15 protein-coding genes are annotated in these 16,509 nt (G+C 63.5%); 4 read left to right on the plus strand and 11 right to left on the minus strand.

What is annotated here, in order from left to right:
- Positions 1-108 precede the first annotated feature (108 nt).
- The 9 genes from tatC to AC1D1N_RS06920 form a co-directional block, all read right to left on the minus strand.
- Positions 109-984, minus strand: coding sequence for a twin-arginine translocase subunit TatC (gene tatC / locus AC1D1N_RS06880; protein WP_477347445.1), 876 nt, complete (start codon positions 982-984; stop codon positions 109-111).
- Complete coding sequence (gene tatB, locus AC1D1N_RS06885) at positions 981-1,727, minus strand: Sec-independent protein translocase protein TatB (protein WP_477347447.1); 747 nt, start codon at positions 1,725-1,727, stop codon at positions 981-983. The genes tatC and tatB overlap by 4 nt, the downstream gene beginning before the upstream one ends.
- A gap of 29 nt (positions 1,728-1,756) precedes the next feature.
- Positions 1,757-1,978, minus strand: coding sequence for a twin-arginine translocase TatA/TatE family subunit (locus AC1D1N_RS06890; protein ID WP_023667688.1), 222 nt, complete (start codon positions 1,976-1,978; stop codon positions 1,757-1,759).
- Positions 1,979-2,158: 180 nt separating this feature from the next.
- Entirely contained in the window at positions 2,159-2,944 is a 786-nt protein-coding gene (gene scpB / locus AC1D1N_RS06895; RefSeq protein ID WP_477347449.1) for an SMC-Scp complex subunit ScpB, read from the minus strand.
- Entirely contained in the window at positions 2,941-3,744 is an 804-nt protein-coding gene (locus AC1D1N_RS06900; RefSeq protein WP_192257679.1) for a segregation and condensation protein A, read from the minus strand. Before AC1D1N_RS06900 ends, scpB begins: the two co-directional genes overlap by 4 nt.
- 174 nt (positions 3,745-3,918) lie before the next feature.
- Entirely contained in the window at positions 3,919-4,938 is a 1,020-nt protein-coding gene (gene nagZ, locus AC1D1N_RS06905) for a beta-N-acetylhexosaminidase (RefSeq protein WP_023681654.1), read from the minus strand.
- 132 nt (positions 4,939-5,070) lie between these two features.
- On the minus strand, positions 5,071-8,397 hold the full coding sequence (locus AC1D1N_RS06910; protein WP_477347452.1) for an SPOR domain-containing protein: 3,327 nt from the start codon (positions 8,395-8,397) through the stop codon (positions 5,071-5,073).
- Positions 8,398-8,500: 103 nt separating this feature from the next.
- Positions 8,501-10,258 (minus strand): arginine--tRNA ligase, encoded by a 1,758-nt coding sequence (gene argS, locus AC1D1N_RS06915; RefSeq protein WP_477347454.1) that lies wholly within the window; start codon positions 10,256-10,258, stop codon positions 8,501-8,503.
- Between the two features lie 62 nt (positions 10,259-10,320).
- A complete protein-coding gene (locus AC1D1N_RS06920; RefSeq protein ID WP_477347456.1) occupies positions 10,321-11,535 on the minus strand; it encodes a deoxyguanosinetriphosphate triphosphohydrolase in 1,215 nt (404 codons plus the stop codon).
- A 77-nt stretch (positions 11,536-11,612) separates the two neighbouring features.
- On the opposite strand from AC1D1N_RS06920, the gene erpA reads away from it, so the two are divergent.
- The 4 genes from erpA (at position 11,613) to AC1D1N_RS06940 (ending at position 13,530) form a co-directional block, all read left to right on the plus strand.
- On the plus strand, positions 11,613-11,960 hold the full coding sequence (erpA, locus tag AC1D1N_RS06925; protein ID WP_142865088.1) for an iron-sulfur cluster insertion protein ErpA: 348 nt from the start codon (positions 11,613-11,615) through the stop codon (positions 11,958-11,960).
- A gap of 4 nt (positions 11,961-11,964) precedes the next feature.
- Positions 11,965-12,357: a VOC family protein gene (locus AC1D1N_RS06930; RefSeq protein ID WP_112564799.1), complete on the plus strand. Its 393-nt coding sequence runs from the start codon at positions 11,965-11,967 to the stop codon at positions 12,355-12,357.
- An 8-nt stretch (positions 12,358-12,365) separates the two neighbouring features.
- The gene (xth, locus tag AC1D1N_RS06935; RefSeq protein WP_352588203.1) at positions 12,366-13,160 is read left to right on the plus strand and encodes an exodeoxyribonuclease III; all 795 of its coding nucleotides are present in this window, start codon (positions 12,366-12,368) and stop codon (positions 13,158-13,160) included.
- A 115-nt stretch (positions 13,161-13,275) separates the two neighbouring features.
- Positions 13,276-13,530 (plus strand): hypothetical protein, encoded by a 255-nt coding sequence (locus tag AC1D1N_RS06940; RefSeq protein WP_352588200.1) that lies wholly within the window; start codon positions 13,276-13,278, stop codon positions 13,528-13,530.
- Between the two features lie 157 nt (positions 13,531-13,687).
- Here the strand turns inward: AC1D1N_RS06940 and AC1D1N_RS06945 are convergent, their stop codons facing one another.
- Both AC1D1N_RS06945 and ilvD read right to left on the minus strand, forming a co-directional pair.
- On the minus strand, positions 13,688-14,512 hold the full coding sequence (locus AC1D1N_RS06945) for a tetratricopeptide repeat protein (protein ID WP_112564806.1): 825 nt from the start codon (positions 14,510-14,512) through the stop codon (positions 13,688-13,690).
- Positions 14,499-16,223, minus strand: coding sequence for a dihydroxy-acid dehydratase (ilvD, locus tag AC1D1N_RS06950; RefSeq protein ID WP_477347459.1), 1,725 nt, complete (start codon positions 16,221-16,223; stop codon positions 14,499-14,501). The genes AC1D1N_RS06945 and ilvD overlap by 14 nt, the downstream gene beginning before the upstream one ends.
- Positions 16,224-16,509 lie beyond the last annotated feature (286 nt).

Here is a 16,509-nt window from a genome sequence, read left to right on the forward strand (position 1 = left end):
CGCTCCTGAGCTAGGCCAGAGGGCGTAAACCGCATCCTTGACCGATGCAAGACGAGCGATCAGCGACCGTCGCGTTTTTCCGCAGACGCGGACACCAGAACGGTGCGGCTAGGAGGGAGCCTGCGTCGAAGACGCTTTCGCTGCCTTTTCGGCCACGGCTTCGGCAGCTTCCTGCTTCTCGCGCGCCAGCTGCTGCTTGACCTGATCGCGCTCAATGAACCGGGCCGCCCAGATCGACACTTCGTAAAGCAGGATGGTCGGAATGGCCAAACCGATCTGGCTCATCGGATCGGGCGGCGTCAGCACGGCCGCGACGACGAAGGCGATGACGATCGCCCATTTGCGCTTTTCGGCCAGCGCCTTCGACGACAGCATGCCGACGCGCGTCATCAGGCTGGTCACCACCGGCAGCTGGAACACCAGGCCGAAGGAGAAGATCAGCGTCATGATCAGGCTGAGATATTCCGACACTTTCGGCAGCAGCGAAATCTGCACCTGGTCGTCAGTGCCGGCCTGCTGCATGGCGAGGAAGAACCACATCACCATCGGCGTGAAGAAGAAATAGACCAGCGACGCGCCCATCAGGAACAGGATCGGCGAAGCGATCAGGAATGGCAGGAAGGCGTTGCGTTCGTTCTTGTAGAGGCCGGGCGCGATGAATTTGTAGATCTGGGTGGCGATCAGCGGAAAGGCGATCACCATGCCGCCGAACATGGCGAGCTTGACCTGGGTGAAGAAGAATTCCTGCGGCGCCGTGTAGATCAGCTCGACCTTGTGCGGATCGAGCCCAGCCCATTGCGTCGCCCATTTGAACGGGATGACCAAAAGGTTGAACAGCTTCTTGGCAAAGAAGAAGCAGACGAGGAAAGCGGCGAAGAAGCCGCCGATCGACCAGATCAGCCGCCGCCGCAGTTCGATCAGATGCTCCATCAGCGGAGCCGACGACTTCTCGATCTCGTCCTTTTCGCTGTCCGTAATGCTCACTTGGCGGCTCCGGCCGTCTTCTTAGGCGCAGGCTTTTTGGCCGGCGCAGGCTTCGGGTCAGCCTTTGTAGCTGCCTTTGGTGCAGCAGCTGATTTACCGACTTTTGCCGGTGCCACCTTGGCGGGCGCTGCCGACGGTTTGGCCGAAGCCTTCGCCGCAGGTGCGGCCTTTGCCGGCGCTGCCTTGGTTGCTGCTGTCTTGGTTGCCGGGGCGTTCGCTTGCTTCGGTGCCGCGGCGTTCTTTGCAGGCGCTTTTTGCGGCGCTGTCGTTGCAGCGGCCGGTGTTACCACGGACTCGTCGGCCATGGCCGGGAAGATCGGCGCTGGCGGGGCAGCGTCCGGTCCGTTGACACCGGGCATCACCGTCGCGCCGTTCTTGAGCGGCTCCGCTGCCTGCGGCGTCTCTGCCGCCGGCGTTGCGGGATCGACCGCAGGCTTCGGCTTCATCACCGCATCGACGCCGGAGCGCACATCGGCTGCCGCCTGTTCGAACGGATTGAGCTGCTTGCGGATCTCGGCTGCCGGATTGAGGCCCCTGAGCGTATCGACCGACTTCTTGACGTCGTCGAGTTCGGCTTCCTTCAGCGCCTCGTTGAACTGCTTCTGGAAGTCGGCGGCCATCGCGCGCAGCTTCGCCGTCGTGCGGCCAAAGGTGCGCAGCATATTTGGCAAATCCTTGGGCCCGACGACCACGATCATGACGATCGCGATCACCAGCATTTCGGTCCAGCCGACTTCAAACATGGCAATCTGTTCCGACTAGAACCTTGGGCTCAGCTCTTGCTGGCCTTTTCCTTCACGGCCGAAACGGTCTCGTCGGGGCGGTGCTCGACGGTGCGCTTGTCATCGGCGGTGTCGTCGTCGGCCATGCCCTTCTTGAAGCTCTTGATGCCCTTGGCCATGTCGCCCATCAGCTCGGGAATCTTGCCGCGGCCGAACACCAGCAGCACGATCACCAGCACGATCATCCAGTGCCAAATCGAAAATGAACCCATTGTAACTCTCTCTCGAATGTTTTCCCTGGCGATGATCTATGCGTTTTCGCGTTGGGATTCAAACACAACCGCGACAAAGTTTATGAAGGCGCGGCTTATGTCACGCATTTTCGGCAAAGCTGCCCGCTACCAATCGGCGCATCTACATCCGGAAAGCGGCTTTTGACAGGCGCTGCCGGGTCAATCTTCCGTGACGCGCGGCGTCAACAGGCCGAGTTCCTCGAGGTCGATGTCGGTCAGCGCGTCCTCATCCTCGGTCAGCGCGTCCGGATCGGCCGGCGGCAGCGGAATGGCGAAATTCGACGGCATGCGGCCGGAAAGCAGCCCAGCCCCCTTCAACTCGTCCATGCCGGGAAGATCGCGGATTTCCTCCAGCGCGAAATGGTCGAGGAAGCTGTCTGTCGTGCCGTAGGTGACCGGACGGCCGGGCGTGCGGCGACGGCCGCGCATCCGCACCCATTCCGTCTCCAGAAGCGTGTCCAGCGTACCCTTCGACGTCTCGACGCCTCTGATGTCCTCGATCTCGGCACGCGTCACCGGCTGGTGGTAGGCGATGATCGCCAGCACTTCGAGCGCCGCGCGCGAAAGCTTGCGCTGCTGGACCGTATCGCGGCTCATCAGGAAGGCGAGATCGCCGGCGGTGCGAAATGCCCAGGCGTCGCCGACCCGCACCAGATTGACGCCGCGCCGCGCATAGATTTGCTGCAGATCGGCCATGGCAGCGGCGATGTTGATGCCGTCGGGCAGTCTGGCTGCGAGCTGTTTTTCACTGACCGGCTCGGCGCTGGCGAACACGATTGCCTCGGCCATGCGCACGGCTTCCGCCATATGCAGCCGCTCGCCAGGATTCATGGGCGCGTTCTGGGGCGAATTGTGGGTCTCGGTCGGGTCCTGGGCGATAATGCCCTCCTCCGTCTCTTGTTCGACCTTGAACGGAATGACCGAAGCGTTGGCGCGTTCGCTCATGATGCCACCTCGACTGCCTTGATTGCCGATGCCCGGTGGTCGCGCAGATAAATCGGCGCAAATGCCTGCTCCTGCCGCACATCAATCTGGCGCTCGCGCACCAGTTCCAGTGTCGCGGCGAACGAACTTGCGATCGCCGTGCGCCGTTCTTCCGGGCTCGTCATATATTCTATTAGGAAGCTGTCGAGCGTCGTCCAGTCACGCATAGAACCGATCAGCCGGGCCAGGATGTCGCGCGCATCCTTGAGCGACCAGACGCCGCGCCTGGCGATCGTCACATTGGTGATCGCCTGTTTCTGGCGCTGCTGGGCATAGGCGGTGAGCAGGTCGTAGAGCGAGGCCGAATAGGCGTTGCGCTTCTCGACGATGACCATTTCGGGCATGCCGCGCGCGAACACGTCGCGGCCGAGCCGGTTGCGGTTGACCAGCCGCGCCGAGGCGTCGCGCATGGCCTCCAGCCGTTTCAGCCGGAATTGCAGCACCGCCGCCAGTTCCTCGCCGCTCTCGCCTTCCTCGCCGGGCTGCTTGGGGATCAAAAGCTTCGACTTGAGGAAGGCCAGCCACGCCGCCATCACCAGATAGTCGGCGGCAAGCTCGAGCCTGAGCGCCCTCGCCGTCTCGACAAAGGTCAGATATTGCTCGACCAGCGCCAGGATCGATATGCGCGCCAGATCGACCTTTTGTGTGCGGGCAAGGTGCAGAAGAAGGTCAAGCGGACCTTCGAAACCGGCGACATCGACGACCAGCGACGGATCGCCGGTGACGCGTGAATCGTCGTTCTCGGCCCACAGACGGTCCATCGGTGCGGCCTTCGCAGCCTTGCTGTCCAATGTTTCCGCCACTTAGCCCTGCTTCCTTTTGGTTAGAGCATGATGCCGAAAAGTATGAAGCGGTTTCCGGACGACATCATGATCTCTATCTGATTTAGAGACGGATTCAGATTTCAGGTCGAACAGACCTGAAATCATCCGGCTCTAGGCCACCGCATCGAAATAGGTGGCAAACTCGGCGCGTATCTCGGTTTCGTCGGCCCGGTCACGATCCCTTATATAGGTCAGCGCCCGCTTGGCGCGTTCCAGCGACGTCCCTTCAAGTCCTGTGGTTCGCGATGCGATGCCCGCCATCTCCTCGAAAACGCCATTGCAGTGAAGGACCAGATCGCAGCCCGCCGCAAGGATCGAGGCCGCCTTTGTCGGGAAATCCCCAGAAAGTGCCTTCATCGAGGTGTCGTCGCTCATCAACAGCCCGTCGAAGCCGATCTCGCGGCGGATGATCTCGTCGATCACCTTGCCCGACGTCGTCGCCGGATTGTTCGGATCGATGGCGCTGTAGACGACATGCGCCGTCATCGCCATCGGCAGATGGCTAAGCTCCCGGAACGGGGCGAAATCATGCCGCTGCAGGTCGCTCAGCGAGGCATCGACCACAGGCAGTTCGAAATGCGTGTCGGCAAAGGCGCGCCCATGGCCCGGAATGTGCTTCATGACCGGCAGCACGCCGCCCGACATCAGCCCTTCCGCCGCCGCGCGGCCAAGCTCAATGACCGGGCGTGGCTCCTTGCCGTAGGCGCGCGCGCCGATGACGTCGCTGGCACCCTCGATTGGGACGTCCAGCACCGGCAGGCAATCGGCCGAGATGCCGTAGCGCAACAGGTCGAAAGCATGCAGCCGCGCCATCAGCCAGGCGGCGCGCGTGCCGGCATCATGGTCCTTGCGCCACAATGCGCCGAGCGCACCGCCGGCCGGATAGTTCGGTGCCAGCGGCGGCCGCAGGCGCTGCACCCTTCCACCTTCCTGGTCGATGAACACCAGCGCATCGGGGCGCCCGATGCAGTCGCGCATTTCGGCGACCAGATCGCGGATCTGCTCGGTCTCGCCGATGTTGCGCGCAAACAGGATGAAGCCCCACGGGCATTCATTGCGATAGAAACGGATTTCTTCGCGAGTGAGCGATTTCCCGGCACAGCCGAGGATCATGGATTTTGATTCGGTCATCCCAAGAGTTTAGGGCTTCGCGCCGTCAAAGGGAATCACCCCCGACGGCAAGCGCCTGAAGCCCTTGTTCATCCACATGAAAAAGCCGGCGCGATCCTGAGATCGCGCCGGCTTTGAACTTTAGCTCTCTTTTTAGCGCGAGACGAAGCAGTTGCCGCCGGCTGCCTTGTAGCTGGTGCACAGATTGATCGCATCGTTGCGCGACTGCGCCGGGACGCGGACGCGGTAGAAGGTGCCCTTGCCGGCGATCTCCGCCTTGACGATGTTGGCGGTGCGGCCTGCCAGAACATTGCCGTAGCGGCGCTGCAGGTCGGCATAGTTGGCCTGGGCGCTTTCGACCGTTGGCTGCGAAGCAATCTGCATCGACCACGAACCGCCGCCAGATGTCGAAGCCGTCGCCGGAATGGAGGCAACCTGGTCTGGCTTGACCTCGCCGACCACGTCGACCGGCTGGTCGGACGGGCGCTGCGGCGCCACGGCAACCGTCTCCGGCGTGTTGGCGGACTGGGTCTCAACCTTCGGCGCGGCCGCCGGCTTCACCGGCTTGACCGGCTTGACGGTCTCGGCAGTTGCCTGGTCGCTGTTTGCCTGATCGGTGGCGGGCGCCACGGTGCCGGTCTGCTCGGCATCGGCTGGAGGGGCGACGTGCTGCGGCGCCGGATCGGTCGGCTCGGCAGCTGCAATTTGCGGCGCGGCCGGCGCCGGATCCTCGCGTGCCACCAGCGAGCCGTCAGGCTTGACCACCATGGTCCGCACCTTGCGCGGGGCAACGGCGACCGTATCGGGGTTCTTGTCGGCTTCCTGCAGAACCTGCGCGATGCGGTCCTCGGATTTGGGCGCGGGTGCTGCAGCCGCATCGGGATTGCCGGCAGCGTCGGGGTTTCCGGCGGCATCGGTGCCCGGGGCAGCGTCGGTCTCGTCGGGCGACAGATCGACAACGCGGCTTTCCGGCTCCTTTGCCTTCACATCGACCGGCTCTTCGGTTGATGTGACCAGCTTCTCCTGCACCGGCTCGGCCGGCTTGGTGCCCTTGGCGACCGCGTCATAAACCTTGTTGTCCTGGTTCGGCACGACAGCGCCGCCCGGATTTTCCGGCTTGACCTTGATCGGGGTGTTGTCGGCCTTGACGATCACCGGGGCGTCGCTGCCGCCCTTGCCGCCAAAGGACAGGGCAAAGGCACCGAAGCCACCGATAACAGCCACCGCGCCGACGACCGCGGCGATAAACAGGCCGCTCCGGCGCGGCTTTGCGGCTTCCTGTTCGGCAAGGCCCGGCACCGCCATCGCCTCGTCCAGGTCCGGATCGTAGTCGAGTTCGTCGACAGAGAAATCGTCGGCCTGCGAAACCGGCTGACTGCCGGGCAAATCGCCCATGTCGAAGCCACCGGCTGCATAGGCAGTTTGCGCTGCGGCTGCAGGCGCATCGGCCGGCTGCGCCGCATAGGCGCGCTGGTCGAGCTCATGGCCCGAACTGAAGCCGGAGCTGTAGGAATCGTCGTCATAGGCGGCGCTGCGCGTGGCCGCAGGCGGCGGCGGCACTTCCACTGCGTTCATGTCGGTGAGCAGGTCGGCGAATTCGGCGTCGATATCGTCATAAGCCGCCGGCTCGTCTTCCTGGAAGCTGAGCTCGGGAATATCGAGGTCGTCGGCGATCGCCACCACGCGCTCCGGTACATCGACCGTCTCGACATCCGGCATCTCGTCATAAGCCTGAGGCGGCGCTTGGCGCGTCGGCGCCGGCGCCGCATAGGCGGCCGCCGCGACCGGCTGGTCGCGATAGGTTGGCGCGGCTGCCGCAGGCATGGAAGGCTTTTCTGCAAAAGAAGGTTGCGGCTGCGCAGCAACGGAAGGCTGGGCAGGGGTCGGGGTCACGCGGCTCCACGAACGCGCCGGCTCCGGCGGCGTCGAGCGCCAATCGCCAGCGACCGGTGCGGCTGTGTCGTCATCACCGAGATCGATGCCTTTGGCCAAGGCCCCGTCGAAGGCATGATCGTCGAACTCGATCTCAGGCTCATGGCCCTCGAGTTCACCGGCAAGCAGATCGTCGAAATCGGCATCCTTCTGGGCCGCGGCGGCTTGAGGAGCCTGCCCAGGCGCGTGTTCGTCCAGGTCCCAGTCGAGATTGTCGGCAGGAGCCGCCGGCGCCGCGGCGGACCGCTGCACCGGGACGACAGGCTCATAGGCCCGTGTGGGCTCGATGACTGGCGCCGGCCGTGGTGTGGTCATCGCGCCAAGCAGCGCGTTGAGTTCATCTTCCAAAGTCCGTTCGTCAGCAGCCGGCGCGGCCGGGGTCGCCACAACGGTGGGCGCCACAACAGCGGGCGCTACATAAGCGGGTGCGATTGGGGCTGGCTGGACCGGGGCGGCGGCGACCTCGGCAGCCGGCTCATGGTCGGCAACCGCGTCGTCGATGCTCAGGTCGAAATCGTCGAACGCTTCGTGCGCGGCCTCATGAGAGGGGCTTGCCTCCGCAGTCCACGCCGGCGTCTCGTCGACTTCCGGCGCATCCATCTCAACCGGGGCGCTGGCCTCCAGATCGCTGACATCCAGATCGCGCCCTTCCGGAGCCTCGGCTTCAACAGGCTGAGCTTCGAAAGCCTGAGGCTCGAAATCCTGGCCAGCGAAATCCCGGGCAGCGAAATCCATGTCGACATCGGCCATCGCGTCGTCGAAATGGCCGGAAAAATCCTCATCGGCAACAGCGTGGTCGCCGGCATCGACGACCTCGGTTGCCGGAGCGGCATACTGGTCCTGCGCCGGCACATTTCTGACCAGCGTCAGCTCGTCTTCCAGCGACAGCGAGACGGCATTGTCGAAATCATCGTCGAATGCGACATCGTCAGCAGGCGCGGCAGCAACCTCGGCGACACCAGCGCTATGGGCGACGTCATCGGTCGCACCGTCATCGAGCAGCAATCCCTGCTCGAGCGAGGCGGCAAGCTCATCGTCCATCGGCAGGTCGTCTTCGAGCGGCGACACCTTTTCCAGCGAGCTGGCGACAGCCATGTCGAAATCGTCATCGACTGCAGGTTCGTCGAATGCAGGCTCGGCAAACGAAGGCTCGGCGGCTGGCGCCACGGCCTGCGGGCGAGCACCAAAATCATGATCGGCGGCGTCGTCGAACACGAAATCATGGTCCAGCGAAGCGGCAAGCGCATCGTCCATCGCGGCATCGGCGGTTTCGAAAGCCGGCTCGCGACTCGCGGCGGCAGGTCGGTGAACCTCGGGAGTTGGCTGGCTAACCTCCATGGAGACGAGGTCGTCGCCGAGTTCGCCCATCAACTCCTTCTCGAGGTCGATGTCGAAATCGCCCTCGTCCGCAACCTTCTGGACGACCGGCGCCTTTGGTTTGACCGGCTGGCGTGGATCGAAACCCATGATCCTGGTCAGTTCCGCGAACGGATCATCCTCGGCGATGTCGTTGTTGTCGGCTGCTCTCAGCTGGGTTCTGTCTGCCATTATTGTTCCCGAACTCGCACTCATTCGGACGCCATGGACGTCGCGCAGGGTTGGCCCTTACCAGCGCAATGTGGGCAAATGGTGACAGGTTTTTTAGTCAAACCTAACGCATTTCGGTGGGCGCATCAGCCCCAATCAGCGTCAGGCCGGAGGTCAAAACATCCGAAACAGCCTGCACCAGCCCTAGTCTGGCATGTGTCAATTGTCGGTCGTTAACCTTAACAAAACGTAAGTCGGGATTATCGGTGCCCCGATTCCAGTGGCCATGAAAGCTGGAGGCCAAGTCGTAGAGGTAGAATGCCAGCCGATGCGGCTCCAGCGCAAGGGCTGCGGATTCGATCAGCCGGGGATATTCAGCCAGCTTCCGGATCAGGCCGATCTCGCCCTCATCGGTCAGCGACGCCGAGGCGGCCGCCAGGCTTTTGCGGTCGAAATTGGCTTCGCCCAACTGCTCGCTCGCTTGCCGGAACACCGAATGGCAGCGCGCCGAGGCGTACTGCACGTAGAACACCGGATTGTCCTTCGACTGCTCGGTCACCTTGGCGAAGTCGAAGTCGAGCGGCGCGTCATTCTTGCGGAACAGCATCATGAAGCGCACCGCGTCACGGCCGACCTCTTCAATGACTTCCCGCGCCGTGATGAAATTCCCAGCCCTTTTTCCCATCCGGACCGGCTCGCCGTCGCGAAACAGCTTGACCAGATTGCTAAGCAGGACCGTGAGCTTCACGTCGTCGCCGGCAATCGCCCGCGCCAGCGCTTCCAACCGCTTGACGTAACCGCCATGGTCGGCGCCCAGCACGTAGATCAGGTCGACAAAGCCGCGGTCGACCTTGTCCTTGAGATAGGCGACATCGGCGGCGAAATAGGTGAACGAGCCGTCGGACTTGACCAGCGCCCGGTCCATGTCGTCGCCAACCGCGGTCGAGCGGAACAGCGTCTGCTCGCGGTCTTCCCAGTCGTCCGGCTTTTCGCCCTTGGGCGGCGGCAGCTTGCCCTTGTAGATGTGGCCCTTCAGCGTCAGATCGTTGATCGCCGAGCGGATCTTCTTGGCGTTGTCGGCATGCAGCGTGCGCTCGGAGAAGAACACGTCGTGATGCACGTTGAGCAGCGCCAGATCCTCGCGGATCATCACCATCATCGCATCTATGGCGCGGTCCTTGACGATGGCCAGCGCCTCGTCATCCGGCATTTGCAGCAGGCTGCGACCGAACTCTTTCGCCAGCGCCTGGCCAAGAGGGACCAAATAGTCGCCGGGATAAAGGCCAGGCGGAATTTCGCCGATCTCGTCGCCGAGCGCCTCCTGATACCGCAATATGACCGAGCGGCCGAGCACGTCGATCTGACCGCCGGCGTCGTTGATGATGTATTCCTTGGTCACGTCATAGCCGGCGAAGCCCATCAGATTGGCCAGCGTGTCGCCGACCACCGCACCCCGGCAATGGCCGACATGCATCGGTCCGGTCGGGTTGGCCGACACATATTCGACATTGGTCTTCTTGCCGCCGCCAATGGTCGAGCGGCCATAGTTGCGGCCCCGCCCGAGCAGAGCGGTCAGATGCGTCTGCCAGAAGGCGTCCTTGAGCCTGAGATTGACGAAGCCCGGGCCGGCGACGTCGGCCGCGGCGACATCGGCGTCAGCGCGCAGCACTTCCACCAGCCGTTCGGCCAGCGCGCGCGGGTTCTGCCCGGTCGGCTTGGCCAGCACCATCGCCGCATTGGTGGCGAGATCGCCATGGCTGGCGTCGCGCGGCGGCTCCACGGCGATGCGCGACAGGTCGGGCGAAACGCCATTACTGTCTTTCAAATCAAGCGCTTCGACGGCTTTTGTGATTCGCGCGCTGAAATCGGCGAAGATGTTCATGGGTCTTGCTCTGGCGGACTGTGCAGGAGAACCGGCTCATTGGCCGGCAAATCGCGCCCGCCCTAGCTTAAATCGGGCGTATGGTCAAACAGACGGCGGTGTTCCTTCAAGGCGTAGGTGTCCGTCATCCCCGCCAGGAAATCGGCGACGCTGCGCGCCTTGATGCGATCCTCGGCCCGATCGAGCCCTTCGCGCCAGCCGTCCGGCATGGCGCGCGGATCGGCGAAATAGACATCGAACAGGTCGCGCACGATCTGCTCGGCGTCGCCACGCACGCGCATCACCTCATCGTGCCGGTAGAGGTGCTTGTAGAGAAACGCCTTCAATTCCTTCTCGGTCGCCGCCATCCCGGCGGAAAACGTCACCATCGTCTCGCCCGCCGCCCGCACCGCTTCGGCACTGTCGGGCTTGATGCGCTCCAGGTTGGCGGTGGTCGAAACGATGGCATCCTCGACCATCATGGTGATCTGCCGGCGCATCAGTTCATGGCCGGTGCGCACGTCGTCGAGGCCGGGATAGCGTGCGCGCACGCTTTCGAGGATCGATCCCGGCAGCGCAACCGTCTCCAGCATGTCCAGCGTCAGGAAGCCGGAGCGCAGGCCGTCATCTATGTCGTGGGTGTTGTAGGCGATGTCGTCGGCGATCGCCGCGCATTGCGCTTCGATCCCGGCAAAACGGTCGAGTTCGAGGTCGTGCAGTTCGGAATAGTCGCGGATCGCCTGCGGCACCGGACCCTTAAGGCCTTTTCCCTTGGCGTCGGTCAGTGGGCCATTGTGCTTGACCAGGCCTTCCAGCGTCTCCCACGTCAGGTTCAGCCCGTCGAACTCGGCGTAGCGCCGCTCCAGCCGCGTCACCACGCGCAGCGACTGCGCATTATGATCGAAGCCGCCCCATGCGGCCATCCGCTCGTTCAGCGCGTCCTCGCCGGTATGACCGAACGGCGTGTGGCCGAAATCGTGGACCAGAGCGACCGCCTCGGCCAGATCCTCGTCGCCGCGCAGCGCCCGCGCCAGAGCCCGCGCGATCTGCGCCACCTCGATCGAATGTGTCAGCCGGGTGCGGTAATGGTCGCCCTCATGGGCGACGAACACCTGCGTCTTGTGCTTCAGCCGGCGGAAGGCGGTGGAATGGATGATACGGTCGCGGTCGCGCTGGAACGGCGTGCGGGTCGGGCTTTCGACCTCGTCATAGAGCCGCCCACGCGACTCGGCGGGATCACTGGCATAGGCCGCGCGCGGCCGATAGCCGAAGCCGATGTCGCCAAGCTCATTTGTCATGGGCTGATGCCGCCGCAGTTGACTTGCCCCTTCCCGCTTCATACCTATCATGTGAAACCGAAAGCAAGGTGACGCCCATGGGCGCTGATGCCAAGACTGCCATGAAAGTCGAGATGACCGACTCCGCTGCCAGGCGGATCGCGAAAATCGTGTCTGGCGAAGCCGGCAAGACGGCGCTGCGCGTCTCCGTCGAAGGCGGCGGTTGCTCCGGCTTTTCCTACAAGTTCGACCTGGTCGATACCCGCAACGACGACGACGTCGCCATCGAAAAGGACGGTGCCACCGTGCTGATCGACGACCTCTCGCTGGTCTATATGGGTGGCTCGGTGATCGACTTCGTCGATGATCTGATGGGTCAGTCGTTCCAGATCCGCAACCCGAATGCAGTCGCCTCCTGCGGCTGCGGCACCAGTTTCTCCATTTAATCAGATGCCTGCGATCGGCGCGGTCCGTCAGGTCGCGCTGTCGGCCGGGCGCGATCTGGATGTCACGCTGGCCTTCTGGCGCGACGTGCTCGGCCTGGGTGTTCACGCCCGCTACGATCCGCCCGGCATGGCCTTCATCATGGCCGGCGATATCAGGCTGCTGTTCACCGACGGCGTGCCGGCCGGCACCGTCTATCTCGACATAGCTGGGCTCGAAGCCTTCCATGCCGAGGCGAAAGCCGAAGGCGTTCCCTTCACCGCACCGCCAGCGCTTGTTCATCGCGACAGCGAAGGCACGTTCGGTCCAGCGGGGGAAAGCGAGTGGATGGCCTTTCTAAAGGACCCGGCAGGCAATACGATCGGGCTTGTCGAACGTCTCCCGCCCGAACATCCCTGAGGCCGCCCATGAAAATCGTCACCTGGAACATCAACGGCGTTCGCGCCCGCATCGGCAACCTCACCCATTGGCTGACCGAAAGCCAGCCCGACATCGTCTGCCTGCAGGAGATCAAGACGGTCGACGAACAGTTCCCGCGCGCCGAGATCGAGGCCCTGGGCTACAATGTCGAAACCCATGGCCAGAAGGGTTTCAACGGCGTCGCCTTGCTGTCGAAGCTGCCCTTTGATGAGGTTATCCGAGGCCTGCCGGGCGACGACACGGATGAGCAGGCGCGCTTCATCGAGGGCGTGTTCTCGACCGATCAGGGTGCGTTGCGCGTCGCCTCGCTCTATCTGCCCAACGGCAATCCGATCGATGACGACAAGAAGTTCCCCTACAAGCTGTCCTGGATGGAGCGGCTGCATCGCTGGGCCGAGCAGCGCCTGCTTCTGGAAGAGGCGCTGGTGCTCGCCGGCGACTACAATGTCATCCCCGAGCCGATCGACGCGCGCTTCCCCGAGAACTGGCTTGGCGATGCGCTGTTCCAGCCGCAGACCCGGCAGGCCTTCCGGCGGCTGAAGAATCTCGGCTTCACCGAGGCGGTGCGCGCCGTCACCGACGCTGCCGACGTCTACACCTTCTGGGATTACCAGGCCGGCGCCTGGCAGAAGAACAACGGGATTCGCATCGACCATCTGCTGTTGTCGCCCGAAGCCGCCAACCGCTTTTCCTCGGCTTCGATCGAAAAGCACGTGCGCGCCTGGGAAAAACCTTCCGATCACGTGCCAGTGGCGATCGATCTGGCCTTGCTGCCGGCCTGATAGCTGCCGAACCCTGATATCGCCACAATCGCGCTCTTCATTCGGAAATCAGCATGGCGGCTGGGGTTCCATGACCATACGATTCCTTCTTTGTCCGATCGGCCTGGTATTTGCCATGGCTGCACCCGCAGCGGCCTTCGCCGACCAGCAGTGCCTGGCCAATGGCAAGTCGTACCAGGTCGGCCAGGTCGCTTGCCTGACGGTTTCCGATCAGAGCCACATGGCCCGCTGCGACCTCGTGCTCAACAACACCTCATGGACGAAGATCGGCGACACCTGCCCCGACAACACGATGAAGCCTCACCTGAAGGTCACGCCAATCTCGATGCCGGCGCACAACGCGGTGCCGACGGAACCGATCGCGAACTGATTTGGTCGAGAGCTGATCTCCCCCTCGGGGGAGATGCCGCAGATTCCAGCTGTAGGTCTCAACATTTTGTAGGTTGGACGAGAGGTCGCGATCCTTCGCGCCCTCCTCTGGCCTGCCGGCCATCTCCCCCACGAGGGGGAAGATCAGCGCACGACCCTTACTGGTCGCCGCCGCCCTTGGTGAGAATATCGTCGGCCAGCGAAATGGCAGTGCGGCGGTCGGCTTCGCCGGCGGCGGCAAACGCTTCTTCCTGCATGCCCCGGATCCATGGCTGATCGGCCGGCGAGGCGCGTTCGAGCGCGGCCGTCATCATCGCCAGCCCGCGCACGATCTTGCCGCTCTGGAACAAGAGATTGCCGAGTGTCGCCTGGGCGCCGGCATGGCCTTTTTCGGCGGCGAGCTGGAACCAGCGGCCGGCCTGCTTGACGCTGGCCTTCACGCCGCCCTCGCCCTTCAGGAACATCTGGCCCATCTCGAACTGGGCGTTCGGATTGCGGTAATTGGCAGCTGCGCGCATGTAATATTCCTGCGCCGCGACCTCGTTTTCCTCGACCGGGCTGCCTGGAATGCCTGTCCTGAGGTAGTCGCCCAGCGCCACCAGCGCGTCGGAGACATAGCTTTCCTCCGGCGACCCCGGCTCGACATCCTGATCGACGATCTCGGAGAAGAATTTGAAGGCCGCATAGTCGTCGCGGGTCACGCCGTCGCCTTCGGCATACATGCGCGCGAGCTTCCAGGTGGCGCCGATCTGGCCGTTTTCGGCGGCGTATTTATAGGCCTCGACCGCCTGTTCCTTGTGGCCGCTCTTGTAAGCGGAGAAGCCGAACTGGAACACGGCCCACGGGCTCGATTGCGGCTTTACGCCGGTCTTGTCGTCGAACACCTTGTCGTCGAAGGCCATGGCCTGGCCCACGGCGCCAAAGATCGCAACAGCGACCAGTGCCGGAAGGACAGACGACCTCAACAACTCAGATATCCGCATAGCAATGTGTTTCTTTGGCACCGCCGGGATGGGTGACCGCGCCGTCGCGGGCAGGCCCTACTGTCTGTGCGTATTTCCAGATCGCGCCCGATTGATAGTCGGTCGTGCGCGCCTTCCAAGTCTTTGCCCTCGTTGCCAGTTCAGCCTCGGACAGGTCGACCTCGATCGTGCCTTTGGTTGCATCGATCGAGATCACATCGCCGTCCTTCAGCAGTCCGATCGGTCCGCCGACGGCAGCTTCAGGCCCGACATGGCCGATGCAGAACCCGCGCGTCGCGCCCGAAAAACGGCCGTCGGTGATAAGGGCGACCTTGCCGCCCATGCCCTGGCCGTAGAGCGCCGCCGTCGTCGACAGCATCTCGCGCATGCCCGGACCGCCGCGCGGACCTTCGTAGCGGATGACGAGAACCTCGCCTTCCCTATAGTTGCGGTGCGTGACCGCCTCGAAACATTCCTCTTCCGAATCGAAACAGCGTGCCGGGCCAGAGAATTTCAGCTCCGTCATGCCCGCGACCTTCACGATCGCGCCTTCGGGGGCAAGGTTGCCCTTCAAGCCCACGACACCGCCGGTTTGGGTGATTGGTCGGTTGGCGGGACGGACCACATCCTGGCTATCATTCCAGGCAACATGCTCCATGTTTTCGGCCAAAGTACGGCCAGTCACGGTCAGGCAGTCGCCATGCAGATAGCCGTGGTCGAGCAGCGTCTTCATCAGCAGCGGAATGCCGCCGGCCTCGAACATGTCCTTGGCGACATATTTGCCGCCCGGCTTGAGATCGGCGATGTAGGGGGTCTTTTCGAAAATCGCGGCGACGTCGAACAGGTCGAACTTGATTCCGGCCTCATGCGCGATCGCCGGCAGGTGTAAAGCCGCATTGGTCGAGCCGCCGGTGGCCGACACCACCGTCGCCGCATTCTCCAGTGCCTTCAGCGTGATGATGTCGCGCGGCCGGATGTTTTTGGCGATCAGCTCCATGATCTTTTCGCCGGAGGCGAAGTTGAAGCGGTCGCGCATCTCGTAAGGTGCCGGCGCGCCGCAGGAATAGGGCAGCGCCAGGCCGATCGCCTCGGCGACGGTGGCCATGGTGTTGGCGGTGAACTGGGCGCCGCAGGAGCCGGCTGACGGACAGGCGGCCTGCTCGATCTCGAGCAGCTCGGCATCGCTGACCGTGCCGACCGAATGCTGGCCGACCGCCTCGAACACATCCTGCACGGTGATCTGCCGACCGCGATAGCTGCCGGGCAGGATCGAGCCGCCATAGATGAAGATCGACGGCACGTTGAGCCGCACCATGGCCATCATCATGCCGGGCAGCGACTTGTCGCAGCCGGCAAGGCCGACCAGCGCATCGTAGCAATGGCCGCGCATGGTGAGTTCGACGGAATCGGCGATCACATCGCGTGACACCAACGACGACTTCATGCCCTGGTGGCCCATTGCGATGCCGTCGGTGACGGTGATGGTGCAGAATTCGCGCGGCGTGCCGTTGGCGGCGGCCACACCCTTCTTGACCACTTGCGCCTGGCGCATCAGCGAGATGTTGCAAGGTGCGGCTTCGTTCCAGCAGGAGGCGACGCCGACCAGCGGCTGCGCGATCTCGGCCGCCGACAGGCCCATGGCATAGAGATACGAACGGTGCGGCGCACGCGCCGGACCGACGGTCACATGGCGGCTCGGGAGCTTGGCCTTGGAAATAACTTTGGCGTCCATACTCTTCCTTGCCGCGGGCGGTGCGGCCTGCCCCATCGCCGAGCCTTCTGGCGCGTGTCCCGAGACAAATTCGAGGTGCGCCGGGTTTATGGCGGGAAATGGGCAATTTGGTCGGGCGGGGCCGCAGCGCGGGGGTTGGCCGGGAACTGTTGCCAAAACGTCACAATCGCGAGAGGCGAAAGTGATGAGACGGATTTGCAACGCCGGCGCGTGGCGGCACGGCTCGACACCGTGCCTCAAACGAAAAAGGCCGGGCAAGTGCCCGGCCTTTTGTGTGAATTTTCAG

The sequence above is a fragment of the Mesorhizobium sp. P2_B5 genome (genome assembly GCF_056404775.1).